Here is a 25,812-nt window from a genome sequence, read left to right as displayed (position 1 = left end):
AAATTTTTGCGACAGAACCTGCGAACACGCGTCATCCGTACTTGAATATCAACTCTTTGAATAGTTGATTGGTGTAGAGCTAACCCAAAGCTCCGACGACGTTTCATTACCCAAAACTTTCGAATAATGCGGTTTAGATGTGTCGTGGTGAATGCTGTCGCCGGGTCTCATGATGAAGACTTTGTCACCGAGGTGGTATTCTAGGCTACCTTCCAACAAATAACAGAAGACTTCACCTTCGTGCTTCATATGTTCGGAAATGTGCCCAGGTGGGCGATGAATGATGCACGGATATGTAAGTGCACCGGGAAAACCGGGCCCGAGTTTTTCATAGAGCCGTTTGGATTTTCCGAGAACATAAGTTTGACGATTGTCCTTCGAAACGAACTCTGAATAAGGTTCGGGCAACTTGATCAGTTGTTCCAGGCTAGTTTGAAGAGCTCCAGCTATCCTCTGAAACGAGGAAAGCGACGGCGATGAAATGCCTCGTTCCACCTGTGACAGGAACCCGATCGTCAGATTGGTTGCTTTGGCGACGTCGTCCAGAGTCATGCCGAGAGCCTTTCGCCGCTGCCGTATTATGGGACCGTAGTTAGGCGTGTCCTGGTCCGCTTGTCCTGTGGCTGTTGGTTCGCTCAGCGTCATTGCTTTTCTCCATTTCGGCAGCGTCTTATACCCGCCGGAGACAGTAAACACCAGTCGTATCGGAAAGTGACTTTATCTATGCTAAAAATTTTTTAAGCATAAAATTATCTCCCTTAAATTCTAATTACTCCATTATTTCATATACTTGAGCAAAAATCGAAGTTTAATATTGGTTCAAAAAAGTTGCAAAAACAAAAGCCTGACTAAAAAATCACTTGCAGCGGCAATAGTGTTGGATAAGCTCCGAGGCATCATCACATGTGCGTCTGGGAGGACACAAAATGAAGGCGACGGCACTTGCAACTGTGCTGGCAATGAGCACGGCCCTGAGCGTTTTCACATATGAAGCTGCAAGCGCAGTCGAGCGTGGCGGTACACTCCAATTCGCCCGTTACGACGGATCCAAGCTGATTGACCCTATCTATGCCGACCGCAATCCGGACATCTGGATGGTGGGCAGCCTATTCTCGACACTTCTGGAAAGCGACCCGCAAAGCGGCGCAATCATCGGTGCGCTGGCAGAAAAATATGAGGTCGCTGCCGACGGTATGTCGATCACCCTGACCCTGCGCGACGGCCTGAAGTTCTCCGATGGCAGCCCGTTGACAGGCGAGGACGTTGTGTTCTCGCTGGATCGGGCAAGAAATCCGGACCTTGGACCCTGGTCCGGGCTTTTCTCGGCGATCTCTTCGGTAACCGCGGACGGTGAGGCCATCACTATCTCGCTCGCCAACCCCGACCCGGCACTGCTTTCGATGCTGGCGACTTTTAATTCGGCTATTGTTTCCAAGAAGGCCTTCGAGGCAGCACCAGGTGCGACCGACCAGGAAAAATCCGCAGCTATCTTCGCTTCCGGTGGTCCCGGTGTCGGTGCTGGCCCATTTTATCTCAGCGGGTTCGAGCAGGGCTCATCAATGACATTTACCGCCAATCCGCACTACTGGAAAATGGGTGAGGACGGGAAGCCACTGCCCTATCTGGACAAGGTGCATTTCCAGGACATTCCGGACGACGCCACCCGCATTCTCAAGCTTACGGCAGGCGAGGTCGATATCGCCGAGTTTATACCGTTCTCGCGCGTTGCCGAGCTGGATGCGGATCCTGCCGTTAACATGTATCTGTTTCCGTCGACCCGGATCATCTATTCACCGATCAACACCCGCGAGACCCGCGCCGACGGATCGCCAAATCCTCTCGCCGACAAACGGGTGCGACAGGCCCTCAACTATGCCACCCACAAAGATGCGCTGATCCAGCTCGTTCTGCAGGGTGCCGGCAAACCGATGTCCTCGCCGCTGATGTCGTCATCGACTCCGCTGGCCATCGACATGAGCCCGCTTTACGGCTTCGATATTGAGAAAGCCAAGGCCCTGGTTGCCGAGGCGGGTCTCGCGCCAGGAACGGAAATTGCGCTGACCACCCTGGCGGGGTCTGCGGACGACGCCACCATCTTCGCCGCCCTGCAACAGATGTGGGCGCCGCTTGGCATCAACCTCGTCGCCGAACAGGTGGATGGTCCGACGCGTGGCGCCAAGAACCGCACTGGCGAGTTCGACATACACACCTATGGCTGGGTGGACGATGTCTCCGATCCGAGCCAGGTCACTGGCTGGCTCGGTTACTTCCCGACGCGCGAGGCGGTCGGAACGGGTTGGAATAATGCCGAATTCAATGCCCTATACGAAGCCTCCTCCACCGAGATGGATCCGGAAAAGCGCGCGGACCAGTATCGTAATATGCAGGAACTCTACGCGGATGCAGCTCCGCTCCTGTTCATGTACGAGACTCCGTTCGCGGTCGCTGTATCCGGAAAGGTCTCCGGCTACGTCCAGACGCCGCTCGGTGCGAACATCTTCGAAAAGGCCTCGATGGAACGATAGGGCATCTTGCGTTCGAATGAACGCAGACACGATGCCCGACACTTGGAGACGATCAGGTTTTCGATGTTCGAACGGCACTGATCCAACATCCGCTGATCTCACACGTTCCTTCCACGAGCGGGAGGCCCGAATGTCCATCCCACTGGCATGCGAGCCTCCCGAATCCTGTTCTGCAAATGATGGCACAATAAAATGGCTGGTGTGCAATACACCCTGAACCGACTGGTTCTGATGATCCCGACCTTCCTCCTGGTGATGATCATCATCTTTCTTCTGGTGCGTCTTCTTCCCGGCGACCCGGCCATCGCGATCGCGGGCGACAAGGCATCCGATGCCGATATAGCTGCGATCCGTGAAAAGCTCGGCTTGACCGCTCCGCTCTGGACGCAGTTCTGGCTGTTCCTAACGAACACCCTTCAAGGTGATCTCGGGCGATCCATCCTGTTGCGCGCCCCGGTGCTGGACGTAATCCTGGCGCGGCTGCCAACGACGATTTTCCTGACCCTTTATGCGGTAACGCTTTCGGTCCTGATCGCCGGGCCGCTAGCCTTTCTTGCGGCGGTCAATCGCGGCAAGTGGCAGGACAATTTCATTCGGGCGGTGTTCCAGGTCGGACTTTCCATGCCGGTCTTCTACATCGGCCTGATCCTGCTAACGTTTCTCGCAGCGCAGCTCCGGCTCTTTCCCGTCGGTGGCTACGGCGAAACCTTTGCTGATCGGCTCTATCACCTGTTCCTGCCGGCCGCCACCGTGGCGCTTTATACCTCGGCCATTCTGCTGCGGAACTTGCGCTCCGCTATCATTGAAGTGCTGGACGCCGAATTCGTGCAGTTCGCTCGGGCCAAAGGATTGCCGAACCGATTGGTTCTCGGTCGGCATGTCCTGAAAAATGCGCTGATCTCGACCGTAACCCTGCTTGGTCTTTCCATTGGACAGTTGATGAGCGGCACGCTCGTCACGGAAACGGTCTTCGCCGTGCCGGGTGTCGGCCGGTCAATGCTCGACGCAATCTTCGCTCGTGACTATCCGCTTATCCAAGGCCTGACCCTGACTTTCGCCGTGCTGGTATCGCTGGTCTTCCTTCTGACCGACCTCTTCCAGAGCTGGCTTGACCCGAGGATGCGCCTGACATGAGCGATATCTCCCTTGCCCCGAGTGCGGCCCTTTTAAAAAAGCCGGGTCTCTTGAAACAGGCCCTGTCGAAGCCGGGCTTCATGACCGGTGTCGGCATCATTGGCTTTTCCACCTTGCTTGCCCTCTTTCCGGGTCTCTTTGCACCCTACGATCCCAATCAGATCGATTATGTCGCGGTGCGCCAGGCGCCAAGCTGGGAACATATCTTCGGCACGGACCTGCTGGGGCGGGATACCTTTTCCCGCGTCATCTGGGCCTATTCCGTCGACATGCGCATGGCGTTTTTCGCCACCGTCTTTGCCCTTGTCATCGGCGTAGTCGTCGGGGCGCTGGTCGGTTATTACCGCGGCATCGCGGATCTCGTTTTCGGCCGCGTTGTCGATGCTGTCATCACGTTCCCGTTCCTGGTGCTGGTGATTGCCATCGTCGCTGTGCTCGGGCCCGGGCTCACCAACATGTATATTGCGATCACGCTGGTGAACTGGGTCTATTACGCCCGGCTGATGCGGGCTGAGGTGATCTCGCAAAAGGCAAACGACTATGCGTCGGCGGGCATCGTCATGGGATATTCCGATCAGCGTATCATCTTTCGGCATCTGCTGCCGAACGCGATCACACCGATTATCGTCTACTGGATGACCGACATGGCGCTCGCTATCCTGCTCGGCTCGTCGCTCGGCTACCTTGGCCTCGGTGCGCAGCCGCCTCAAGCGGAATGGGGTGTTCTGATCGCCGAGGGGCGCAATTTCATCACTACCGCCTGGTGGCTAAGCCTGATGCCGGGCATTGCCATCGTCATGACCGGGCTCGGTTTCTCGCTGATCGGCGACGGCCTGGCGGATCTGTTGAGGCCGCGCGGATGACCCTGACCTCTGTTCACACCCCTGTTCTGCAAGTGGAAGGTCTCTCGACCACCTTCAAGGCTGGCAGCCTGTCCATCCCCTCCGTGCGCGACGTCGGCTTCAAGCTCTGCAAGGGCGAAGTCCTCGGCCTTGTCGGCGAAAGCGGTTCGGGCAAGAGCGTGACCTTGCGCTCCATCCTCGGTCTTTCCCGGCGCTACGGCAGCACGACAGGCAAGGTCATGTGGCACGGCGACAATCTGGTCGAGTTGTCGGAGGCGAGACTGCGCAAGATCCGCGGTGGCGAGATCGCGATGATCTTCCAGGAACCGATGACCTCGCTCAATCCGCTGCTGACGGTCGGGCTGCAAATCGACGAAACGCTGAAGGCCCATACGGTGATGCGGGCATCGGAGCGCCGCAAGCGCGCTATCGAAATGCTGGATCTTGTCGGTATCCCGGCAGCTTCTTCGCGGCTCAATGAATATCCGCACCAGTTCTCCGGCGGCATGCGCCAGCGGGTGATGATCGCAATCGCGCTTGCCGCCAGACCGAAGCTTCTCCTGGCGGACGAGCCGACCACGGCTCTCGACGTCACGATCCAGGCACAGATCCTCGACCTGATCCTGTCACTGGCGAAGGATTTCGACATGGGCGTTATCCTGGTAACCCACGATCTGGGCGTCGTCGCCCAGACCTGTGATCAGGTGGCGGTGATGTATGCCGGACGGATCGTCGAAGAAGGGGCGGTGCGCTCCGTGCTGAAGGCGCCGCAACATCCCTATACGGTCGGCCTGATGCGCTCGGTGCCACAGGACGTGCCGCCGCGAACGCCGCTATATTCCATCCCGGGAACGCCGCCGAGCCTGCTTGCCCTACCAGTGGGCTGTGCTTTCGCGCCGCGATGCCCGAACAAGAGTTCGACCTGTGAACTGGTTCGGCCGGAGCTTCTACCCTCCGGCGACTGCCGCGCGATCGCCTGTTTCAACAAGTTCGAAAAACACAACGGAGCGGCGGCGTGAGCGAGACGGTTCTGGACATTTGCGACGTCAGCCTGACCTTCAAGGGCAAGCGGGGAGTGCTTGATATGGTCGCGGGCCGCACGCCGCGGGATGTCAACGCGCTGAACGGCGTCTCCTTGCAGCTGCACCGCGGAGAGACCCTCGGCGTTGTTGGAGAATCCGGCTGCGGCAAGTCAACCCTCGCGCGCTGCATCGTGCGGCTCTACAAGCCGAAAGTCGGCGAGATCCGGTTCAAAGGGACGAATATTTTTGCAGCCGGAGAGCTGCGGGACCGGAGCTACAACCGCCGCGTCCAGATGATGTTCCAGGACCCGTATTCGTCACTCAATCCGCGCATGACCACCGGTCAGATCCTGAAAGAGGCGCTGCTGGTGCATGAGATGTGCAGCGCGGCCCAGGTGCCGGCGCGACTGGCGGAGCTGATGGATCTTGTGCAGCTGCCTCATGACGCGCTGGAGAAACTGCCGCACGAGTTTTCAGGAGGGCAGCGGCAGCGCATTGCCATCGCCAGGGCGCTCGCCGTCGAGCCCGAAGTGCTGATTGCCGACGAACTTGTCTCCGCGCTGGATGTCTCCGTGCAGGCGCAGATCGTCAATCTGCTCTTACAGCTGCAGCAGCAGCTTGGTCTGACGATTTTGTTCGTCGCCCATGATCTGCGCCTTGTGCGCCACGTCTCCAACCGGGTTGCCGTCATCTATCTTGGCCGGATTGTGGAGATCGGCGACAGCGAAACCCTGTTCGCAAGGCCGATGCATCCCTACAGTCAGGCGCTGCTCAGCGCCGCGCCGTCGCTGGATCCGGACGACAAGGGCCGGAAAATCCATCTTGAGGGGGAATTGCCCTCGCCGATGGATATTCCGACGGGCTGCCCCTTTCACGTCCGCTGCCGCCACAAGACCCCGAAATGCACAACGGATTTGCCGGTGCTGCGCGCCATTGAAAGCCGCGGCTCGGTTGCCTGTCACCATGCCGAAGAGATTGAGAATGCCTGAAACGACCCGTGCCGTGATTGCCGGCCGTCTTACCGACCTGCGTGCGGAAATGTCTTCCCGCGGCCTGAACGCCCTGATCGTTCCGCGCTTCGATGCACATCAGGGCGAATATATCGCTCCACATGACATGCGCCTTGCCTTCGTTACCGGCTTCACCGGCTCGGCGGGTGTTGCCATCGTCACCGTGGACGGCGTGCGCCTCTTCGTCGATGGCCGCTATACGGTACAGGCGCAGAACCAGTGTCCGGCTGGGCTGATCGACCGGGATCATCTCCATGAGAGCCCGCCGGAAAGCTGGCTCGGCGTCGTGGCCGACCCCGGCTGGAGCATCGGCTATGACGCCATGCTGCTGCCTCCCGCCTGGGTGGCACGATTCGAGACTGCAGCAGCTCGCGCCGGGGCGAAGCTGATGCCGGTCGACTGCAATCCGGTCGATGCCGTCTGGCACGACCAGCCCGCGGAGCCCGCAGGCCTCATCAGCGCCTTTCCGATGCAGTTCGCGGGGCTCTCGGCGACCGAAAAGCGCGCCGGGCTGATCGCTGTTTTGGAGAAGGACGGTATCGATCTGCTGGTAGACTCCCAGCCGGACAACATTTGCTGGCTTCTAAACGTGCGCGGCGACGACGTTGCCTTCAATCCGATGCCGCTGTCGTTTTTTTTGCTGGAGCGTGAGGGTAAGGGGCACTGGTTTGTCAACGCGGACAATTTCGTGGGTGGTCTCAGAGATACGCTGCCCGGCTGGCTGACTGTGCATTCGAAAGACGCCTTTCTGAATGTACTGAACGAGAAATTACGCGCCGGCGCGAGAGTATTGGTTGACCCGGATTTCTCGCCGGCTGCCGTCGGTCAGGCCGTTGTTGCGGCTAAGGCCGAGCCGGTGGCGCATCGCAGCCCCGTGACACTTGCCAAGGCGCAGAAGAACACCACCGAACTGGAGGGCATCAGGGCCTGTCACATACAGGATGCGGTCGCCTGGGTGGAATTCGGTGCTTGGCTTCAAGAAACCGTCCCGGCGCGGGCCGCAGGTGGCGATCCGGTCAGCGAGTTTGAGGCGGAAGAGAAGATGCTTGCGTGCCGAAAGGCGCGTCCGGAATTTCTGTCGGAGAGCTTCCGGACAATCTCCTGTGCCGGGGGCAACGCCGCCATGTGCCACTATGCGGCCGATCCGAAGTCTTCAGCGCCGATCCTTCCCTCCACCTGTTACCTGATGGACAGCGGCGGACAATATGAGACCGGAACCACCGACGCGACCCGCTCCTATACCTTCGGTACTCTGCCGGAAGGGTATAAAGAAGCCTATACGGCCGTCTTCAAGGCACTGGTCGCGATGGCGACGTTGCGTTTTCCGAAAGGCACGCAGGGCCATCACATTGATGCCATCTGCCGCCGCCCGTTGTGGGATCTCGGCCTCGATTACGATCATGGCACCGGCCACGGCATAGGCCATCGCCTGTCGGTGCATGAACAACCGCAACGGATCGGCAAGCCACACAATCCTGTCGACCTTGGCGCCGGCATGGTGATGTCCATAGAGCCAGGTCACTACAAGGCTGGCCACTACGGTATCCGCATCGAGAACCTGTTCGAGATCATTGAGGCGGATGACGGTTTTCTGGAGTTTTCAAATCTGACGTGGATCCCCATCCAGACCGATGCGCTCATCGCAGAGCGGTTGAGTGCCGCCGAAATCGCCTGGCTGGACAGCTATCATGCACTGGTGGATAAGCAGCTTGGGCCGCATTGTGTGGGCAGGTCGGCGCACTGGCTGCACGAAGCCTGCAAACCCTTAACGAGAAAACAGGAGTGGCGTAAGGCGATATAGGCGCCTAAACCGATGCAGCCAAGTCGAACGATAGGCTTTATCGTCAGCGTTCGGGTAACATAATTTGGTTAGGTTGGGCCGCGGTCCGGAATTTATCGACGCTGTGGCCATAGAATCTGGTGACGATCTCCTTCTCCTCAAACGCGTGGACACCGGCCGGAACATGAATCGGTTCTACCACCTGTCGGTGGAGCAGACCCTGTTCGGCGGGTTTGGGGTCCGCCGGATATGGGGGCGTGTGGGCACCCGGGGCCGGTCGCGCCTGGATCTTTTTGCGGATGCTCCCTCGGCCCGCGCGCACCAGCAGCACCAAAGACAGGCGCGGGTATCGTCCGAAATGAGGCTGTTGCATGGTGCCTGATCCTTGACCCGTGAGATCCACCTCAGATAGCCAGGCTCTGTACCGGTCGAGGCCGGTGAGCTCGAACGGCGGCGCGGGGCCGAGCTGGCGGATCATGCGGTCGACGGCGGCGGCGGTGTCGCCAAGGTCATGGCGGGCCATGGGAATGGTGACAAGCGGGTGTTGCAGGAACAGGTCTTGTCGCAAATTATTGTTGGCCTCGTTGTGCTGAGATCGACAAACGGCGTGGCAGTCGAGGTGGAAGTTTCCTCTAAAGGTGCGCATCACCCGAAGGAAGTCTTTCTTGACGCGGTCTCTTGCGATCCGCGGTACGCGGTGTTGTATCGCGACCTTGAGGAAATCCTCGCTGAGCGTGGTTTGACGATCGATCATGCAACACTCAACGACCTGTGAAGAAATCGCGCCGATCAGCTTGGACAGGCTGAGGATGACCTCGACGGCCCGCTTCAACGTCGGGAAAGAGCCGAATGTCAATTTGAATGGATTTGGGGAGCTTTACAGGCAGCCTATGGCCTGGATTTCCCCCCTACATTGCCAGACTTGGCTTCCAGCGGAGCCTGATCCATTGCCGAACATTATGGGCAAGGATAGCTCATAGGGCTTCCGTCCGCGCCTTTTGAAGGCCCCGTACACGGAAACGCCGCAGGCCAAGCTTTTCCTTCAGCCAGGCATTCACGAATTCTGCCAGCCTTGCCCGTTCACGCATCAGACCACGTGCCTCGGCCGTCGTCTGACGTTCTCGGAAAGAACTGACGACTGGGTCTTCCTGCGTGACGACGATTGATCGTCCATATCGCTTGTTACTTGAGCAGCATTGTTGCTTGCTGGGGCAGGACCAGCAATCGTTTTGTTTGCTTGGTAGCGCGTCATCGTTCTGCCTGGACGTGCAGAATGGCTGTGGCGGGCCGTAAGGTTTTTTCCTTCCGGACAAACATAAACGTCGGAGCTCGGATCGTACCGGAACTGCTCGGGCAAGAAGGCATCAGTAACGCCGGCGCGTTGGAACCGCTGCTTCACCCGACCATCGGTTTGAACCCAAGGTCCGGCAAGCTCCACATTCATGTCGTGCGCCATTAGAACGTTCTGTCGACTTGTATAACCTGCATCCACCAACAATTTGTCAGGCAATTCGCCCAAGCGCTCTTCAATCTGTCGCATCGCAGCCGGCAGATATCCGTAGTCGGGCGCTGTTTGCCCAATGTCCACGCCAATGGCAATTCCGTGGCTGGTGTCAGTCACTATCTGGACATTGTAGCTCAAGGCATAGTGACCATCGCCGTGTCGCATGATCCGCGATTGCGGATCGCTCGAACTGGCACCGATCTGGCGCTTATGTGAGTTCCCGTAGCCTGCAGGCTTATCTGCGCTGATCTGGCGAACGTTATCGAGTGCCTCCTCTAGCCGTTCCACCCGCTCCCGGCGGGCTCGCGCCTGGGCGGCTTCTTGACGAGAGGTCGCCCCGCGTTTTCTTGGATCCCCCATTGAGGAAAGATGTTCCTTTGCGAACGCCAGATTTTTAACGAGTTGATCCTCCTTCCGGAACGTACCTGATCCCGCCTGCGCTGCGATCTTGGTTCCGTCCAGTGTGGCGGTCTCCAATGAAATCAATCCCTCAGCACTCTAAGCGGCAAGCAATTGTGTGAACAAGAGATCCAGGACCGAATGATGCGCAACCCGAAAATCCGACAAGGTGTGATGATTGATGATCATTAGCCCTGCAAGCCACCGAAACCCAGGATCGAACGCCAAGCGCCGTTCGATCTCCCGAGCAGAGCCGATCCTACGACTATAAGCGTAGATCCATAGCGAAACCAGGAGCGCAGGGTCATAGGCCGGGCGACCAGCGGCGCCTTCAAACGACCCAACACGCGATGCGAACGCAGAAAGATCGAGGCGGCCGACTAATTCCCAGATCGCGCGAACGGAATCATCGGGCCCAACCAGAAGCTCAACATCCAGCATCGTCCAGCACAACTGTCGACGATCGGCGTAGATCAGCCGAAGGGCCGGGTCTCCTGAAGGTGTATCAAAAACGCCACCGGATCGCGGGGCGTCAGGGGGGTTATTCATGCCAAAACCTCCCCAAATCACACTCATAAAAATAGCACGAAAGGGGTCCAAAAGTGATTTCTTCACAGGTCGTCAACCGCTGGGTGACGAAGCATGCCCGCCAGGTGACCGCCGAGGCCCGTCACCGCAAACGCCCGCTAAACCGTTGCCGGCAGATGGATGAGGCCTACATGCGCGTCAAGGGCAAATGGATCTATCTCTACCGAGCGGTCGACAAGTTCGGAAAGACGCTGGACTTCATACTGTCCAGACGTCGGAACAAGGCGGCAGCAATAGAATTCTTCGCGCGCGCCCCTGTAACGAACGGAATGTCGCGCAAAATCTTAATCGACAAGAGTGGCGCCAACACCGCCGGCATCAATGAAATCAATCGAATGTTGAAGAGCTTCGGCTGCCCGATCCCGATCGAGATGGTGGGGACCAAATACCTAAGTAACATCGTTGAGCTGGATTACCGATTTGTCAAACGCCGGATCCGTCCCATGCTCGGCTTCAAGTCCTTTGAAGCCGTCGCTTCGACGCTGGCAGGCATTGAGGCTGCCGGCATGATCCGCAAGGCTCAGTTCAGGGGTGAAGTCTGTCCATTTAAGCAGTTTGCGAACTTCGCCATCTGATCTGGGTATTGCAAAGACCGCTAATCGTCACCCGTAAATTCTTCCGACAGAACCAAGCCCAAACAGTTATGGACGATAAACCCAGCGACGCGGATTTCAAGGGAATGGCGGTCACGCTACTTATACAACATCAAACTTTAATATTTTGACAGTTTGCACACAGATCCCTTTGGTCTTGCGGGTGATGCCATCCCTGGGAGTCTTACCTACCTGCAGGAACCTTCAGATGCAGCGTGTTGATATCAAATGGCTATTCTCAGCACAGACCCTAATGTTCGCGCTCCGCAAACCGTTCGAGGAGGGCGACATTCATGCAAAGAATTTGCGCGTATCGGTGCGCTTTCTTCATTTGCATCGCCTTGGACGTGAAGATCGAAATTGCCGCAATCATGGCCTCGTCTTCACCGCAGTCCAGCGCTGTCTTTTCGAACGCCTCAGACAGGCTGTCGATTGCCCGGACTTCAGAGTGGACGGGGAGTGAAATTGCGTACCTTTGAGGTGCATTCTCAACCATTTGCGGAACTCCGAATTAAGTGAGGCTCAGTCCTTCCCGCTTCAACGTCGTGTCGTCCTGATCAGGTCTCCAAAAGACTTGCTTTCAGTCAGTCAGTCTGACCAGTCGTAGATAAGGACGCAGTGTCTTGAAGCCTTGCGGAAATTTTGCCATTGCTGCGTCGTCCGTGAGCTTGGGGGAAATGATGACTTCATGTCCTTTGGTCCAGTTCACAGGCGTGGATACGCCATATTTGTCGGTCAGTTGAAGGCTATCGATGCTGCGCAGGATTTCGGAAAAGTTCCGACCGGTGCTGGGCGGATAGGTTATTGAAAGGCGTATTCTTTTTGCAGGGTCGATTACAAACACCGTTCGGACCGTTACTGCCGGGTCGCATTCCGGATGGATCATGTTGTAAAGCTGGGAGACCTTCTGGTCGGCATCGGCCAGCATCGGGAAATTAACCGCGTATCCCTGCGTGGCTTCGATATCGCTTTCCCATTCCTGGTGAGACTCTACCGGATCAACTGAAATTCCTATCACCTTCACATTCCGGGCTTCCCACTGTTTCCGGAGGCGTGCAACTTCACCGAGCTCCGTAGTACAGACCGGCGTGAAGTCTTTCGGATGGCTAAACAGGACGCACCAGGAGTCTCCGAGCCATTCATGAAATCGGATTTTGCCATGGGTGCTCTCCTGCTCGAAATCAGGAGCCAGTTGTCCCAGCTGCAATGTCATTTCCCGCCTCCTTGCATCTTTTCAGCTACGTTCCCGGAAAAAAACACATGAAGCAAACGAAAATAATTGTTAGTTTATATAAGAAAATTTCATGTAAACTGACATGGGTATGTCGGGAATTTACGAAGCGTTGCGCCGAGGCCACTGATGGACATCAACGTCGCAAAGACTTTTCTTGAAATAGTAAAAACCGGTAGCTTCGGGGGAGCGGCTTCCAATCTCAACCTGACCCAGACAGCAGTCAGTGCGCGCATCCGTGCACTGGAAGACGTGTTGGAACGGCCCGTCTTCGTTCGCAACAAGGCAGGTGCCCGGCTTACTCCGGAAGGTGAAAGGTTTCTACGGTTTGCGACAAGCCTGGTGCAGGTCTGGGATCGCGCAAGACGTGCTGTTGCCTTGCCGCCCGGACATGACAACGTTGCCCTGGTCGGGGCCGAACTCAGCTTGTGGAATCCATTGCTAATGCACTGGCTTTTGTGGATGCGCCGCGAAGCACCGGGAGTTGCCATCAGTACAGTTATCGAGCGTTCCGAAACGCTGATGTCGCGCGTACAAGACGGCACGATCGATGTCGCGGTAATTTATGGAGCACCGCAACGGCCGGGAATCGTCACCGAGCTGCTATTTGAAGAAAAGCTCGTTCTTGTACAAACCGCGTCAGCCGGTGAGGCATTGGACCCGGGCTCACATGTGCTGGTCGATTGGGGAGGGGATTTTCTGGCCGGTTACAAGGCAGCCTTTCCGGACAACTCCAGCCCAGTGGTGACCATCGATTATGGCCCGCTGGCGCTCGAATACATGATCGCGGCGGGTGGCAGTGGCTATTTTCGGAAAGGCTTCGTACGGTCTCATCTGGAGTCGGGTCAGTTGCGGCTTGTATCCGATGCGCCGGAATTTCCCTATTCGGCATACCTGGTTCATTCGACCAAGTCCGACAAGGGAGTGATCGATCTTGTCCGGAGCGGTTTCAAGTTGGCGGCGGCACTCTCTGCATGACAAAATTAGCATGTGGGACTGGCCTGTGAGGAAGAAGGCGATATACACAAAACACTGGTTTGAAACAGAATAATTGCAACTAAAGTGATCTCAATTCGTGGGTCTTCCGTTTCGGAGTGCATTCATTGGCGGCACGAATTTCACAATGTCCGTTGTCGGAAGAACGATATCTACGAAGGCATCTGTCGGCTTGTTCAAGCGACTTTGCTTCTCCGGGTTTCTTGCTCAGTGCGGAAGCGGGAGAAGCACGTGATGTCATTGTTCCGCCGCCCAGCCGAGAAGGAGGGGCGACGGTCAAGTCCAGTTGCTGAATTGCCGGCTTCTTGAACCAGCGAATATCGGGGCACCAGCCAACCGGTTTTTGTGGTTTGGGGAGGCCCGAAGCTGGATGCGGTGGCCCTGCTATTCGGCAAACCCTTCCACGCGTCCTTTTTCCAGGATCGCTTCAAGAGAAGGTAGGGCCGCCATCACCTCAGCCGAAATATCGTCCGTTGCAGGAGCAGGACCTTCCCATCCCGGGTCTCCAGGTCGCCCCACGACGATCCTGCCAACCATCGCGGCCATTTCGTGAGGGATGCAGTAGTAGTCGTAGACACCAGGGGTCTCGAGGGCTACCTCGGCGCTTTCTCCGGGCAACAGAAACCCGGTGTCCCAAGGTGCGGCAGCCGCAGGTATTCGCCGCAAGCGATCGAACTTGGCAGGGTGGTAGCACGTGGCAGTGTGGCTGTTGCCCTTGTCCCTATTGACAAAGCGCACGATTGTGCCGGGCGCAACCGCAAGTCCGTTTGGCCCGAACCAGATACGCTCACCGCGCGCAGTTCCACGCATTTCGACCACTTCGACGGGTGCGGCTCGAAGCCCACGAGGGAGGAGGGGGGCGGCGACAAGGCCACCTCCCATTGCAAGAAATTGCCGTCGACGCATCATCATTCGGCAAGACGTCCTTTCGCGTCGACGTCATGATAAAGCACGACATGCGCGTGAGGTTTTTCCACGCCTGGATGTCCTGCGTTGTAATAGATGTCGACGCTGCTGACCGTGTGGGAGCCGATTGCCAGCTCATCATAGGCGGTCCCGTTCTGGAGCTCCTCGAGCGGCGTCATGTAAACCGTCGCCGACAGCTTGCCGTCATGATCGTACGCAAGGAAGGGGCCAGCCGGCAACGTCTGGGGGTCAACGAACAGCGTACCGAGACCCGGAATAAACGCGGGCAGAGGCAACGCATCGCTGACCTGAACATATGGTTCGCCCGGAGGCGCTGCCTTCAGGGCTTCTTCATCATGAGCGAGTGCAGAACCGGCCGCAAACAGCGATGCGGCAAGGACCAGGGATGGCAATAGTTTCATGAGATGTCCTTTCCATTTTTCCGAGGGCCTTTCGATGGCGCTCGAAACAATTGGATGCGGACTGACCAAAAATGTTCCCGGACGTCTTCGCAGCGGATACGGCACGATCTCATCTGGCTGCGGGAGTTGCGAGACAGCGTGGCCAGTGTTTCGCGGGAGTTCTCTTTCATTTCGATTGGATGGTCGAAACCGTGCTGTTGCCGGATCCAGTAGTGCAATGTGTTTTCAAGCCGGAAAAAGCATACGTCTCCGGGAACGCCGCCTCGTGTTGCCGCATCGAACGTTCAGATCGAGTCAATCCGGGCAGAAACGCACAATGAGGTTCCCCCGTTACCCGTTCGTATCGAGAAGGAAACGAGATGATCAATTACGCTGTTCTCTTATTCACGATCGCTACCCTCGGTGGCGTTTTTCTTGCTGCTCACGTCATGCGGGACAAGTTTGCGCCTTGGGCAGCTTCCCTCGTACATGCGGGTTTCGGAGCGTTGGGACTTTTCCTGCTGATTGCCGTATTTGTCCGGGAAGGGGCTTCACAGGTTCTCTTCGTCGGGTTTCTCATCCTGCTGGTAGCAGCGCTTGGCGGGTTCTTCCTCGCCTCGTTTCACCTTGGCAATCGTTTGCCACCCAAAGCTGTTGTCGTGATCCATGCCGGAGCCGCGGTGGCAGGGTTTCTAACCATTCTGTCGCAGGTGGTCTGAAGCCATGCGACATCCCCTCCATCCCGTTTTCGTACACTTTCCCGTCGCTTGTTGGTCTCTTGCCGTCGTCACCGATTTCGCCAGCCTGTGGCTGGGGCAATCAGCCTGGAGCTGGTCGGGAGGTTTGCTCGCCGTCGGTTGTGCAACGACCGTTGTCGCGATGCTGTCCGGTCTCTTGGAATTGGTGCGGATTCCCGAGGGTGCAGCCATGCGAGACGCATGGCTGCACATGGGAGCGATGCTGACAGCTTTCACATTTTTCGTTTCAGGGCTGATGCTGCGGCTGGATGATCTGCAAGCCATCGCGCCGAATGTGGTTTCGCTGGTGCTGGATGCCGGCGGAATAATCGCTCTGGCAATTGGCGGATGGTTTGGCGGCCGACTGGTTTACAGCCACGGGATCGGCGGGCACTAGCCTCGTTCAGGCACGCAGTCGGGTCGCGCGAGCTGCCCGATGAAAACCAACAGGTGCGCGTCGTGTGCGCCCAGCAGGAGTTCGATTTTGCTCAAGGCACCACCCAGCTCCACACGCTCAAGTGAGATTGCATCTGTATCGAAGAGGATCCGGACGCGGCTTGAGAACGCAAACCACACATTCCGTGCAAATGACAATATCGCTGAATTCATCGAAGACGGGGAACTGGAGGAACTGCGACTGGGAGTGGAAGACCGGATGAACGAGGTGTTGGACGCACTGGTGATCGACACCGAGAATGACCACAACGCGATGGACACCGCACGCCGTGTGGCGAAGTTGTTCGTTGACGAAGTGTTTGCCGGACGGTACCGGGTAGCCCCCTCTCTCACGAGCTTTCCCAACGTTGCGCGCTTGAACCAATTGATGATTGTAGGGCCGATCACTGTGCGGAGTGCCTGTTCGCACCATCTGTGCCCTATCCTTGGAAAGATCTGGTTCGGGGTTCTGCCCAACATAGACTCGGAACTGATTGGGCTGTCCAAATTTGCTCGCCTTTGCAACTGGATCATGAACCGGCCGCAGATTCAGGAAGAAGCAATGATGATGTTGGCGGACGAGCTTGAAAGGCGTCTTCGACCGGATGGCCTGGCGATCGTGATGCAGGCGGACCACTTTTGCATGCATTGGCGCGGGATAATGGACGAACAACCAGAGACGACCACATCGATCATGCGCGGCGCTTTTCTGGAGAGCGATACTCTTCGCCGAGAGTTTTTTGAGCTGAGAGGCCGGCGATCTCAGTGAACTGACACACCGGGGAACAACGACACTGTTGTGGATCATGGAAGCTCAATGACGGCAGAAACCAACTGTTTGCAACGGCGTCTCGGAGACCATTCAGGCGAGGAAACACTCAAACCATGGGAAACGGATATGAAAAAGGCAACACAAGAGGTTTATAGCTCGTGCTCAGATGAGATCTGCGACACCGAATTGGCGAAACTTGCAGCAAACGGAGATGGCGCATCTTTCGAGATGATCATGCGCAGGCATAACCAGCTCCTGTTTCGCACGGCGCGCGGCATTGTCCGAAGCGATGAAGAAGCAGAGGACGTCGCTCAAGAAGCCTGGATGCAATGTTGGCGGGCACTTTCTCGATTCCGCGCCGAAAGCAAGCTGTCCACCTGGCTTGTCCGTATCACGGTGAATGAAGCACTCGGTCGGTTGCGCCGAAAAAGCGCTCAAATTATTCCTCTGGAGGCAGCAATGGTCTCGTCCGATAACGACACCCGGTCGGCATTGACCCAGGACGCTGAAGGTGGACCGGAATTTTCAGTCCAGCGTTTGCAGGTCCGCGCGCTGCTGGAGGCAAGGATCGATCTGCTGCCGGAGGTTTTTCGGTGCGTCTTCATGCTGCGTGCCGTCGAGGAGATGAGCGTCGATGAAGTTGCTCAGGTACTGGACATCCCCGCAGCAACCGTGAGGACGCGATACTTCCGAGCCCGTGCCTTGCTGCGTAAAAGCCTGGCACAGGAGTTCGACGTTGCAGTTGGCGATGTCTTCAGCTTCGCGGGAGAGCGGTGCAACCGTATCGTTTCAAACGTCATGGCACGCGCGCTTGAAGTAGGGCTGTTGGAGGGCAAGTCCTGACGTTTGGAAGCTAAGCAAGTTGTAAGCAGGTTCGCGATTTTAACAGCGGTGAATTTTCGCGGAGAAAATCTCGAGATGGTGTCGCAAATCAGAACGTTTGAAGCTGAAAGATCGTACTTTGGTCACGGTGCCCGTTCACAAGGCGGATTTCCGTTTCGAGGGGAAACAGTATCCTCTGTTTAGTTGCAGTAGCCATCGACCGTAAAAACAGTGCGCTCCTCGAGAACGCGCCACTCGTAGCCTTCCAGCAGGAGATCCTGCTCGGTGCATTCCTTGAGCTCCCAATCGCCTTTCCATCGCACCTTCAGGAGACGGCTATCCGGCGAATAGAGAAGCTTCAACTGGTAATACTCTTCGCCGCCGTAGGGAAAGTCGAAGACCTGCCCGGTTTGCAAATCGACCACGAAGCCAATCCGGCAACTCGTTCCGCAACCAATCTCGATGAATGCATGATGCCCGGCGAAGTTCAAACCTTCGGCAACGCCGTTTCGGATCCGGGTTCGGAAAGTGCGGTAGTCCTTGTCCCTGCCGTTGAAGTCCGGAGACTGCGCAGAGCCTGTGAGATAACCGTCCGGCAGGTAGTCGGCGAATTTGAATTTCGACGTCATGTCGCCTGGCGCATACGTCGGCGCCGACTGAGCGACGGCCACATCCGTTGCGTCGCCCGGGAGATCCCGATTGATGCCTAGTTCGGCAATTTCGTAGTCGGGGATCCAGTACATGTCCGAGGGTAGGGTGGTTAGCATCCTTTGCGTGATCGCCCATGGGATTCCAAAGCGCTGGAACGCGTCCAGTTGTTTTGCGAGAACGAATTGCAGAGCCGATGCCGTTCCCCTGCCGCCGTCGTCCATCTGATGTACGCCGAGCCGCCCCTTGACCAAGCGATCATGGCCGGCGAAGAAAATCAGAGAGCAGGCCGCGGCGCAGGTATCGCCGTCAGCAATGTAGGTGCTGAGTTTTCTCTTCGAGATCTCGTCGGCCATCTCGATGGCGCTGACGACCACTCCACCCGGGCTATCGAGTTGCAAGCCAATGATGCCCGGGTTTTGTTTGAGGAATTCGAGGAAGCGCTCATCGCCGTCGAGCTGGATCGATCCTTCGATGCGGGCAAACTTGCCGCCAGTGATGAGCGAGATTTCCTGTGCATCCGCGCCTCGAAGTCCGGCGACGTTTAATGCCGTCATCGCGAGGAGCGCCATCAATGCTTGTCTGATCAATGTGGGGATCCTTGTGCTGAAATCACGGTCTGCCGGGGGCGAAAATCAGGAACAGTAAGAAGAGCAAGTTCACAAGCGGGACGAAGGACAGGAAGACGAAGAAGCGGGATTGCCCCATATCCTGGAGCCGCAAAATCTGAATACGGAACGAATAGAAACCGATCAGAACCACGGTTGCCAGGATAAGCAAAGCGATCACCGGATTTCCCGGAGGTGCTACCGCGCCGATGCCGCCGACAAAAATCGCGATGGCGCTGATGACCAGCAACCGCAGAAAGAATTCAGTGCGGCCGAGCTTGCCCGCTTTCGAGGTCAGGAGAAGCGCGACGAGCGTGAAGATAAGCGGACTTGTGATGATCAGGATCTGCCAAATAGAAATAACCACTTTATGCTCCCCAACGGCCTTATTGCATCAATACTTGCGGTAAAGTTATCACACAACCTCACACTCAACCGATTATGCCTCGAAGTCCCATATGAACAGAAGCCTCGTCCTAATCCTGATTGCCGCCATTGGTGCCGCCGCCTGGTTCGGATACAATGGAAACCGGTCTTCTGAGGCCGACGCCCGACGGCAGGCACTTAGGCAATCTGTTTGCCAAAGGTTGGCTGATATCCGGCAGGTATCCGAAGATGATGTCTCAGCTTGCTTGGCAGATCCAGGGGTCTACAAAGCGCAGCTGAACGCGGTGATGAGAAACCGGTTGCCTGCCATGCGGGAGCATCTGAATTCGAAAATCAAAAAGGTGAACGCCATGTTGGCCCACCTGGACATCGAGAAATTCAAGCAAATCGATAGCGCGATCTTCGCGGAAACGTACGACCCTTTCGCCTTTGACCCGGCAACCAATCGCAATGCGAAATTGGATCGAACGAGAGTGAAGATTCAAGGAATTCAAATAAGCGATTTCCAAGACCCGGACATGTCGACCAAGTTGCCGTCGCTTTCCTTCACGGATCCCGTCGCGTCGGATGGTTCCAGCACCTTCGGTATCGACATGAATCCCGCGATATACGAGACGATTTCATCGGTAGCGGAATTCGCTTGCCTCATCGTATCCGACTTGGACGGAGGATGCCTTGGTGAAATCTTCGTCGTAAACCGTGAGGACACTTTTGGAGATCAGCCATACATCGTCGGCCTGATGATGGATGAGTTTAAGGATGACCAGGCGATCGCATACTTCAGCGAATTCCTGATGCCGACATTCGAGGATGGCTCCGAAGACGCCGATGAAACCAAAATGGGTAGAACGCTTGGAGTCTTTCCGGCCGAATGATGGCGCGCCTATGAGCGGAAAACACCGTTCCGGATAAGGATTTCGCGAATTGTATCGTCCATGGGAGATGGCCGACCGCCTGCCATGATGTTCTGAATTATGGGGATGTGGGCGTCGAGCTGGCGCACCAAATTTACTCGCCAATTCTTGTCCTCGGCGCGGCCATGTGAGGAAAGTCGATTCATCGTCGCCATGCCGCGTGCGCCCTTTAGGCAAAATTGCACGATCTCATTTATGGCGCTGTCAGGAATGCGCGCTACGTCACCGCGCTGAAGTTGGCGCCCCCTAAATCATTCCTGGCAGCCACACCGCCAGTCCTGGTACGACTATTAGGAGGGCCATAAGCGCCAACAGCACGAAGAAATACGGTATGACCGCACGGGCGATCCTGCTTATCGTCTCGCCGGTGATCCCCTGGATGACGAAAAGATTGAAGCCAACCGGCGGTGTCAATTGCGCCATTTCGATCGTCACAACGAGGAAAATCCCGAACCAGAGCGGATCCCACCCGGCACTCACCACCGCGGGGAGTGTTATTGGAAGCGTCACAACGATCATCGACATGCCGTCGAGGATACAACCGAGGACGATATAAAGTGCCAGAAGCAATATGACCACACCATAGGGCCCGAGACTCGCGCCGTTGACCAACCCGACCACATAGGTCGGGATTCCGAGATAGTTAAAGGACACGGACAGAAACGCGCCACCGCTCGTGATAAGTGCCAACATGCTTGAGGTGCGTACTGTTGCAATCGCGGCGTCGTATAAAGCCTTGAAACTGAGATCGCGACCGAGGGCAGCCAGACCGATGGCGCCGACGACACCAATCGCAGCGGCTTCAGTGGGGCTAGCGAAACCACCATAGAGCCCACCGATTAGAAGAACGATCAGTGCGGAAATCGGGCCAAGCTTGCGAATGCTCTCGACCCGATCGTTCCAGGTAAAGACGTCGCCGCCCGCGTAACCTCTTTTGCGATAAAGCGTCAATGACATGGTCATCAACGAAAACCCCAGGGCAAGAACCAGTCCGGGGACGATGCCGGCGATGAAAAGCTTCAGGATCGAAACCTCGGCTAACATTCCATAGACAATCATGGGGAGGCTGGGTGGAATCAGGAAGCCGATGGTGCTGGCTCCGGCGAGCGAGCCGATAGAGAGCCCGCGGTCATAACCGCGCTTCTCGAGCTCATTCAGTGTAATCCGGCCAACTGTAGCCGTCGTGGCGGCGGAAGAGCCCGAGACCGCGGCAAAAAGAGTCGAGGCAATAATATTGATATGCAACAGCCTGCCCGGCAAGCGGGTCGTCCAGGGGGCCAGGCCGGTGAACATGTTATCCGAGATCCGAGTGCGAAACAGCACTTCGGCCATCAGGATGAACAAGGGCAACGCGAGAAGTTCGGTCGAGCTAATGGTGTTAAACAGGTTCTGTGCCAGAACCTTGTCTACAGGCAGAGTATGAAAGGACTCCAGCCCGAGGACACCTGTCGCCATCAATGCAAGGCCAATCCAGAGACCACCTGCGAGGAGAACCGCGAACAGAACGATGAGTGATGCAATAGCGATGCTCATTCACGCACCTTCGGCTTCGCCGGTTCCTTGCCCGCCACAAGCAGAAAGAACCTGACCGCAAAGGCGCAAGTGAAGAGCGCCATACCAAGAGCAACAAGGCCCTGCGGCAGTGCAAGTGGCAGAGAGAGTTCCCAAGATTTCGATCCGCGAGACAGGGACGTGAGACAGAGATTAGTCAATGCAATTGTCGCATAACTGCTGATCACCACCGCCAGGATCAATACGACACCTTCGAGTACTCGTGCGGGAAACCCATTGAGCAAACCTGACATCATAGCAACGCGGACATGGCTGTTGGCGCGCAGTGCCGGCGCCAGCCCAAGGTAGAACATCGCCGACATCATAAAGGCAGCCAACTCCCAACTGCCTGCCAACGAATGAGACAAGAGATTGCGCGACAGAAGTTCAGCCATTAACACCAGGAAGATAAGACAGAGCAGGATCGCGGAAAGGGCTTCCGCGGCTCCCGTGAGTAGGTTCACGCTGCGCTCTGCGGCATGAACAAATGTGCGTCGTGCCATCATTTCCGCCCGGAGAGATATGCGTCGAGTACTAGCCGAGCTTCGGGACCGCCGTTTTCAGCGAATGCTTCCCATTGTTTCTTCGCCGCCTCTTCCAGTGCGGACGAGAATGCATCACTCGGCGCCGACACCGTCATGCCATTCTCGCCCAGTGCCTTTAGACGTACGGTATCCTCGGTCTCGGCAACGGAACGGAATTCCTGCTGCATTCTCGCGGCGATGTCGGTTATGGACTTTTGGTCTTCGGGCGAAAGTGCGTTGAATGCATCAAGGTTCACGGCCACCACGGCGGTTGGGTTCACATAGCTGATCGTGTTCACGGCCCCCATGAATTCCCAGAACTTGCCGTCCACACCGGAGGTCGAGGAAGTTGCGATACCGTCAAGTCCACCCGAGGCAAGTGCAACGAGAGCGTCCGCCCAAGGCATCAGAACTGGTGCAGCCCCAACATCGGACAAGAAATCGGTGCTGGACTTGTTGGCGGTGCGGATCTTGAGCGCATCGAGATCGGCCACGTCGGCAACCGAATCCTTGGTGTAGAGTTGGGCTCCTGGCCAGAAGACCGAATAGAGAATTTTCTGGTTATTGCGCTCGGCAATCTTTTCGTAGGTTGGGCTGGCCAATTCATTCAGCCTGGCTGCATCCGCGAAACCGCGAGTCAGATAGGGCAGACCCTGAATTGCGAAAAACGGCTCGTCGCCCACGGCAGTATCCAGATGGTAGTGCGCTATCGGCACAATCCCGTCGCGCACCGCACCCTGCACCTCAGGTCCCTTGAGGCCCAACGATCCGCCGGCCATGACTTCGATCACGACTTCGCCGTTTGTCTCGGCTTTGACAGCGTCAGCAAATTTAATGGCGTTCTGTGTATCAAAGTTTCCAGCTGGGAAATTGACATGCATTTGCCAGATTGTTTCGGCCTGTGCGGCTGTTGTGCACAACAGGAATCCGGCGAATAAAGCTCTCATTGTCATTTCATGGCCCTTCCTTGGTGGGATTCACTCTTGATGGGTTCAGGTCTTGCGTCGCAGGTTTTTCCCTATGTCGGGGCAACTCTTGACCTTGTGGCTTCGGGCAATTCATAGCGCGTTGAAAAAGGCTTGCATGCGATCCATCGCGGCGTTTAGACGCTCCGTGCTTTCCGATCCGAAGCACACACGCAACCGTCCTTCACCTGAGGTGCCGTAGAAAGCTCCGGCTTCGACCACTACGTCAGCCTCGTCCAGAAGCTTGTCGGCGGCATCCTGGCTGCTCAGACCGGTGCCGGAGATGTCGGGGAAGGCGTAGATTGTACCTTGCGGCCGCGCGCAAACTACACCGGGCATCTGGTTGAGGCGCTCCACGACGAGATTACGCTTCCTTCGGTCGTCCTCAACCAGTTCTGCTAAGATCTCGTCTGGGCCAAGCAGTGCGGCACGTCCGCCATGCTGGATAAACGTATTCACGTGCGTCACTTCGGTAGCAACGATTTTGGCGATGGCATCAAGCAGGTGAGGAGCACTGGTCAGATAGCCCAGGCGCCATCCATCCATCGCATAAGCCTTGGTGAAGGCGTACATCGAGACCGTTCGCTCCAGCATGCCGGGCAACGAAGCGATGCTGACATGGGTGGCGTCATCGAACACGATCTGGTCGTAAACTTCGTCAGCAACAACGTAAAGATCATGTCGCCGAGCAATATCTGCCAGGCTCTCAAGTTCGTCCCGAGTGTAAACCCGCCCCGTCGGATTGCAGGGATTGACGATTACAATGGCCTTGGTCCGGCTCGTGACGGCCGCCTCGATGGCTTTTGGGTCGATCGAAAAGTCTGTGTCCGGACCCAGTTTCACAATGACCGGCCGGGCACCGGCCATCTCGATCTTGCCGAGATGCTGCGGGTAATAGGGTTCCAGAAGAATCACCTCGTCACCATCGTCGATCAAGGCCATGAAGGTCGCGAATGATGCCTGGGTCAGTCCGTTTGTGACGATAATGTCCTGAGGACTGACATCCAACGCGTTGTAGGAGCGCAACTTGCCGGCTATCGCGGCGCGAAATTCGGGAAGGCCGGCTAGGTCGCTGTAGTGCACTTCACCTGCACGTAATGCGTCGATTGTTGCGTCAACAATGTGGCGCGGTGTGGTCTGAAAAGGGCGGCCTAGTTCCAAGTGAATGAGGTCTCGCGCCGGATCAGAGAGACCTGCCGCTTTCGCGAACATCCCATAGCTCTTTTTTGAAGTCTGTGTCACGCGTCGGGCGAGTTCTAGCATATTGCCTCTTGTTGCTTAGGCAACAGGATCGTTGCCGGTCCGGTGAGGCTATGATAACCATCATTTGATCAAATGATCAAACTATAAATGGTGGAAAATATGACTAAGAGATGGGCCATCTCATCGGGATCGAAATTCGAGACGCTTGCGGGTTACAGCCGCGCCATCGTGGACGGGGAGTTCATTTTTGTTTCCGGGACTGTCGGATACGACTTCAAGACCGGAATAATCCCTGAAGGCAGCGAAGCGCAGACCCGCCAGGCGCTTGCCAATATTGCCGAAGCGTTGGCCAAAGCCGGTGCAACGTTAAAGGATATTGTGCGCGTTCGGGTCTTCCTTACCCGGCGCGAGGATATCATCCCCGTTTCTCATATTCTGGGCGCGACTTTCAGCGATCCACGGCCGACCAATACCACGGTGATTGTTACGCTTGCTGAAGAGGAGATGCGCGTGGAATTGGAAGTCACGGCACTGAAACGCTGATTACGGAACGCTGCTAGCTTTCGAGCTTGTCTAGCGCTGCTTGCATCTCTCGGCGAGTACTCCGGATGTCCGCTTCGATCGCGTTTGCTGCACGTTCCACTTCGCGGTTGTGAAAAGCGTCGACGATTTTTCGGTGCCCGGCGGTATAAACTTCGTGACCGCGTCGGCCATGTACCTGTTCCAGGTGATCCGACAGAAGACGCATATATGGGCCATATTGAAGCCATAGTGACTCGATCAGCGGCGGCAACACGGTTGAACCCGACGCCCTGTAGATAGCGAAATGAAACGCGCGATTGCTCAGCAGCATGTCGAAGATATCGCGTTGATTGCCGACCTCGGCATGAATACGAGCCAGCCGATCGATCTCCCCGATCGTGTCGGCGTCCGCGCGTTCCACCGCCAGCATCGTTGCCCGGCGTTCCAGCATAACGCGGGCTTCAGTGATGTCCTCGAGCCTATGTGGATCAACTGCCGGGACCCTGGCCGATCCACTGGTGCCGACATCGAGCGCTCCTTCCGCAACCAGCCGGCGCAAGGCTTCGCGTACCGGCATGTGAGAGGTGCTGAATGCCTGGGAGATTGCTCCGATCGTCAGAACCTGGCTGGGGTCGAAACGACCTACCGAAAGGGCATCACGCAAGTCGCGATAAACCGTTTCGCTTAAGGTAGTCCGGGAGGAAACCGGTTTGAGATGCGAAAGACTTGGTTTGGCGCTCATCTATGACCTTCACTCGGGAATCTGGGCTGTCGATAGAACATCGTCATGCGT

28 protein-coding genes and 4 pseudogenes are annotated in these 25,812 nt (G+C 56.7%); 16 read left to right on the top strand and 16 right to left on the bottom strand.

What is annotated here, in order from left to right; genetic code table 11:
- Nucleotides 1–48 precede the first annotated feature (48 nt).
- The gene (locus Q666_RS34625; RefSeq protein WP_051990042.1) at nucleotides 49–645 is read right to left on the bottom strand and encodes an XRE family transcriptional regulator; all 597 of its coding nucleotides are present in this window, start codon (nucleotides 643–645) and stop codon (nucleotides 49–51) included.
- Between the two features lie 281 nt (nucleotides 646–926).
- On the opposite strand from Q666_RS34625, the gene Q666_RS34620 reads away from it, so the two are divergent.
- From Q666_RS34620 to Q666_RS65360, 7 genes are all read left to right on the top strand, one after another.
- A complete protein-coding gene (locus Q666_RS34620; RefSeq protein ID WP_023000317.1) occupies nucleotides 927–2,525 on the top strand; it encodes an ABC transporter substrate-binding protein in 1,599 nt (532 codons plus the stop codon).
- A 192-nt stretch (nucleotides 2,526–2,717) separates the two neighbouring features.
- On the top strand, nucleotides 2,718–3,659 hold the full coding sequence (locus Q666_RS34615) for an ABC transporter permease (protein WP_023000318.1): 942 nt from the start codon (nucleotides 2,718–2,720) through the stop codon (nucleotides 3,657–3,659).
- Entirely contained in the window at nucleotides 3,656–4,522 is an 867-nt protein-coding gene (locus Q666_RS34610; RefSeq protein WP_023000319.1) for an ABC transporter permease, read from the top strand. The genes Q666_RS34615 and Q666_RS34610 overlap by 4 nt, the downstream gene beginning before the upstream one ends.
- Nucleotides 4,519–5,520 (top strand): ABC transporter ATP-binding protein, encoded by a 1,002-nt coding sequence (locus tag Q666_RS34605; RefSeq protein WP_023000320.1) that lies wholly within the window; start codon nucleotides 4,519–4,521, stop codon nucleotides 5,518–5,520. Before Q666_RS34610 ends, Q666_RS34605 begins: the two co-directional genes overlap by 4 nt.
- On the top strand, nucleotides 5,517–6,512 hold the full coding sequence (locus tag Q666_RS34600) for an oligopeptide/dipeptide ABC transporter ATP-binding protein (protein WP_023000321.1): 996 nt from the start codon (nucleotides 5,517–5,519) through the stop codon (nucleotides 6,510–6,512). Before Q666_RS34605 ends, Q666_RS34600 begins: the two co-directional genes overlap by 4 nt.
- Nucleotides 6,505–8,334 (top strand): aminopeptidase P family protein, encoded by a 1,830-nt coding sequence (locus tag Q666_RS34595; RefSeq protein WP_023000322.1) that lies wholly within the window; start codon nucleotides 6,505–6,507, stop codon nucleotides 8,332–8,334. Before Q666_RS34600 ends, Q666_RS34595 begins: the two co-directional genes overlap by 8 nt.
- 163 nt (nucleotides 8,335–8,497) lie before the next feature.
- A complete protein-coding gene (locus Q666_RS65360; protein WP_208993881.1) occupies nucleotides 8,498–8,695 on the top strand; it encodes a WGR domain-containing protein in 198 nt (65 codons plus the stop codon).
- Nucleotides 8,696–8,737: 42 nt separating this feature from the next.
- Here Q666_RS65360 and Q666_RS66650 read toward each other — a convergent pair.
- A pseudogene (locus Q666_RS66650) lies at nucleotides 8,738–8,959 on the bottom strand (helix-turn-helix domain-containing protein); the annotation flags it as partial.
- On the opposite strand from Q666_RS66650, the pseudogene Q666_RS65350 reads away from it, so the two are divergent.
- Nucleotides 8,933–9,079, top strand: a pseudogene (locus Q666_RS65350) (IS6 family transposase); the annotation flags it as partial. The pseudogenes Q666_RS66650 and Q666_RS65350 sit on opposite strands and share 27 nt — an antisense overlap.
- 208 nt (nucleotides 9,080–9,287) lie before the next feature.
- Here the strand turns inward: Q666_RS65350 and Q666_RS66910 are convergent.
- From Q666_RS66910 to Q666_RS34580, 3 genes and pseudogenes are all read right to left on the bottom strand, one after another.
- On the bottom strand, nucleotides 9,288–9,626 hold the full coding sequence (locus Q666_RS66910; protein WP_081713153.1) for a transposase: 339 nt from the start codon (nucleotides 9,624–9,626) through the stop codon (nucleotides 9,288–9,290).
- A gap of 140 nt (nucleotides 9,627–9,766) precedes the next feature.
- A pseudogene (locus tag Q666_RS66905) lies at nucleotides 9,767–9,982 on the bottom strand (transposase); the annotation flags it as partial.
- Between the two features lie 333 nt (nucleotides 9,983–10,315).
- Entirely contained in the window at nucleotides 10,316–10,831 is a 516-nt protein-coding gene (locus Q666_RS34580; protein ID WP_152533243.1) for a transposase, read from the bottom strand.
- Nucleotides 10,832–10,836: 5 nt separating this feature from the next.
- Here Q666_RS34580 and Q666_RS34575 point away from each other — a divergent pair.
- Nucleotides 10,837–11,379 (top strand): annotated as a pseudogene (locus tag Q666_RS34575) (IS6 family transposase); the annotation flags it as partial.
- A 268-nt stretch (nucleotides 11,380–11,647) separates the two neighbouring features.
- Here the strand turns inward: Q666_RS34575 and Q666_RS34570 are convergent.
- Both Q666_RS34570 and Q666_RS0132640 read right to left on the bottom strand, forming a co-directional pair.
- Nucleotides 11,648–11,893 (bottom strand): hypothetical protein, encoded by a 246-nt coding sequence (locus tag Q666_RS34570; protein ID WP_023000328.1) that lies wholly within the window; start codon nucleotides 11,891–11,893, stop codon nucleotides 11,648–11,650.
- Between the two features lie 84 nt (nucleotides 11,894–11,977).
- The gene (locus Q666_RS0132640) at nucleotides 11,978–12,610 is read right to left on the bottom strand and encodes a peroxiredoxin (protein WP_023000329.1); all 633 of its coding nucleotides are present in this window, start codon (nucleotides 12,608–12,610) and stop codon (nucleotides 11,978–11,980) included.
- Nucleotides 12,611–12,757: 147 nt separating this feature from the next.
- On the opposite strand from Q666_RS0132640, the gene Q666_RS34565 reads away from it, so the two are divergent.
- Nucleotides 12,758–13,606: a LysR family transcriptional regulator gene (locus Q666_RS34565; protein WP_023000330.1), complete on the top strand. Its 849-nt coding sequence runs from the start codon at nucleotides 12,758–12,760 to the stop codon at nucleotides 13,604–13,606.
- Nucleotides 13,607–14,008: 402 nt separating this feature from the next.
- Here Q666_RS34565 and Q666_RS34560 read toward each other — a convergent pair whose 3' ends face one another.
- Nucleotides 14,009–14,434 carry a plastocyanin/azurin family copper-binding protein gene (locus Q666_RS34560; protein ID WP_286133773.1) on the bottom strand — a complete coding sequence of 142 codons (426 nt, stop codon included), beginning with the start codon at nucleotides 14,432–14,434 and terminating at the stop codon, nucleotides 14,009–14,011.
- Between the two features lie 98 nt (nucleotides 14,435–14,532).
- Nucleotides 14,533–14,952 carry a hypothetical protein gene (locus Q666_RS34555; protein WP_031269059.1) on the bottom strand — a complete coding sequence of 140 codons (420 nt, stop codon included), beginning with the start codon at nucleotides 14,950–14,952 and terminating at the stop codon, nucleotides 14,533–14,535.
- Between the two features lie 359 nt (nucleotides 14,953–15,311).
- Between Q666_RS34555 and Q666_RS34550 the strand changes: the two genes are divergently transcribed.
- From Q666_RS34550 to Q666_RS34545, 4 genes are read left to right on the top strand one after another with little or no spacing between them, the layout of a single operon-like run.
- Nucleotides 15,312–15,650, top strand: a complete 339-nt coding sequence (locus Q666_RS34550; protein WP_023000333.1) for a hypothetical protein — start codon at nucleotides 15,312–15,314, stop codon at nucleotides 15,648–15,650.
- A gap of 4 nt (nucleotides 15,651–15,654) precedes the next feature.
- Nucleotides 15,655–16,065 carry a DUF2231 domain-containing protein gene (locus Q666_RS65340; RefSeq protein ID WP_031269060.1) on the top strand — a complete coding sequence of 137 codons (411 nt, stop codon included), beginning with the start codon at nucleotides 15,655–15,657 and terminating at the stop codon, nucleotides 16,063–16,065.
- 39 nt (nucleotides 16,066–16,104) lie between these two features.
- Entirely contained in the window at nucleotides 16,105–16,872 is a 768-nt protein-coding gene (locus tag Q666_RS0132630; protein ID WP_023000335.1) for a GTP cyclohydrolase I, read from the top strand.
- Between the two features lie 48 nt (nucleotides 16,873–16,920).
- Nucleotides 16,921–17,718: an RNA polymerase sigma factor gene (locus tag Q666_RS34545; RefSeq protein ID WP_023000336.1), complete on the top strand. Its 798-nt coding sequence runs from the start codon at nucleotides 16,921–16,923 to the stop codon at nucleotides 17,716–17,718.
- A 179-nt stretch (nucleotides 17,719–17,897) separates the two neighbouring features.
- Here the strand turns inward: Q666_RS34545 and Q666_RS64635 are convergent, their stop codons facing one another.
- A complete protein-coding gene (locus Q666_RS64635) occupies nucleotides 17,898–18,935 on the bottom strand; it encodes a hypothetical protein (protein WP_152533242.1) in 1,038 nt (345 codons plus the stop codon).
- A 22-nt stretch (nucleotides 18,936–18,957) separates the two neighbouring features.
- The gene (locus tag Q666_RS34535; RefSeq protein ID WP_023000338.1) at nucleotides 18,958–19,320 is read right to left on the bottom strand and encodes a DUF805 domain-containing protein; all 363 of its coding nucleotides are present in this window, start codon (nucleotides 19,318–19,320) and stop codon (nucleotides 18,958–18,960) included.
- Nucleotides 19,321–19,411: 91 nt separating this feature from the next.
- On the opposite strand from Q666_RS34535, the gene Q666_RS34530 reads away from it, so the two are divergent.
- A complete protein-coding gene (locus Q666_RS34530) occupies nucleotides 19,412–20,215 on the top strand; it encodes a hypothetical protein (protein WP_023000339.1) in 804 nt (267 codons plus the stop codon).
- Nucleotides 20,216–20,500: 285 nt separating this feature from the next.
- Here the strand turns inward: Q666_RS34530 and Q666_RS34520 are convergent, their stop codons facing one another.
- The 4 genes from Q666_RS34520 to Q666_RS34510 all read right to left on the bottom strand — a co-directional run bounded on the left by Q666_RS34520 (nucleotide 20,501) and on the right by Q666_RS34510 (nucleotide 24,557).
- The gene (locus tag Q666_RS34520; RefSeq protein WP_023000341.1) at nucleotides 20,501–21,787 is read right to left on the bottom strand and encodes a TRAP transporter large permease subunit; all 1,287 of its coding nucleotides are present in this window, start codon (nucleotides 21,785–21,787) and stop codon (nucleotides 20,501–20,503) included.
- The gene (locus Q666_RS64630; RefSeq protein ID WP_023000342.1) at nucleotides 21,784–22,311 is read right to left on the bottom strand and encodes a TRAP transporter small permease; all 528 of its coding nucleotides are present in this window, start codon (nucleotides 22,309–22,311) and stop codon (nucleotides 21,784–21,786) included. Before Q666_RS64630 ends, Q666_RS34520 begins: the two co-directional genes overlap by 4 nt.
- A complete protein-coding gene (locus Q666_RS34515) occupies nucleotides 22,308–23,210 on the bottom strand; it encodes a TRAP transporter substrate-binding protein (protein ID WP_286158859.1) in 903 nt (300 codons plus the stop codon). The genes Q666_RS64630 and Q666_RS34515 overlap by 4 nt, the downstream gene beginning before the upstream one ends.
- 177 nt (nucleotides 23,211–23,387) lie before the next feature.
- Complete coding sequence (locus Q666_RS34510; RefSeq protein ID WP_031269067.1) at nucleotides 23,388–24,557, bottom strand: pyridoxal phosphate-dependent aminotransferase; 1,170 nt, start codon at nucleotides 24,555–24,557, stop codon at nucleotides 23,388–23,390.
- An 87-nt stretch (nucleotides 24,558–24,644) separates the two neighbouring features.
- Here Q666_RS34510 and Q666_RS34505 point away from each other — a divergent pair, with 87 nt between their 5' ends.
- Nucleotides 24,645–25,040: a RidA family protein gene (locus tag Q666_RS34505; protein ID WP_023000345.1), complete on the top strand. Its 396-nt coding sequence runs from the start codon at nucleotides 24,645–24,647 to the stop codon at nucleotides 25,038–25,040.
- A gap of 13 nt (nucleotides 25,041–25,053) precedes the next feature.
- Here the strand turns inward: Q666_RS34505 and Q666_RS34500 are convergent, their stop codons facing one another.
- Nucleotides 25,054–25,761 carry a GntR family transcriptional regulator gene (locus Q666_RS34500; RefSeq protein ID WP_023000346.1) on the bottom strand — a complete coding sequence of 236 codons (708 nt, stop codon included), beginning with the start codon at nucleotides 25,759–25,761 and terminating at the stop codon, nucleotides 25,054–25,056.
- Between the last annotated feature and the right edge of the window lie 51 nt (nucleotides 25,762–25,812).

The organism is Labrenzia sp. C1B70, from assembly GCF_000475395.1.
Taxonomy (GTDB): domain Bacteria; phylum Pseudomonadota; class Alphaproteobacteria; order Rhizobiales; family Stappiaceae; genus Roseibium; species Roseibium algicola.
The sequence above is the reverse complement of the archived record's forward strand: the minus strand, read 5'-3'. Positions and strand labels throughout refer to the sequence as shown.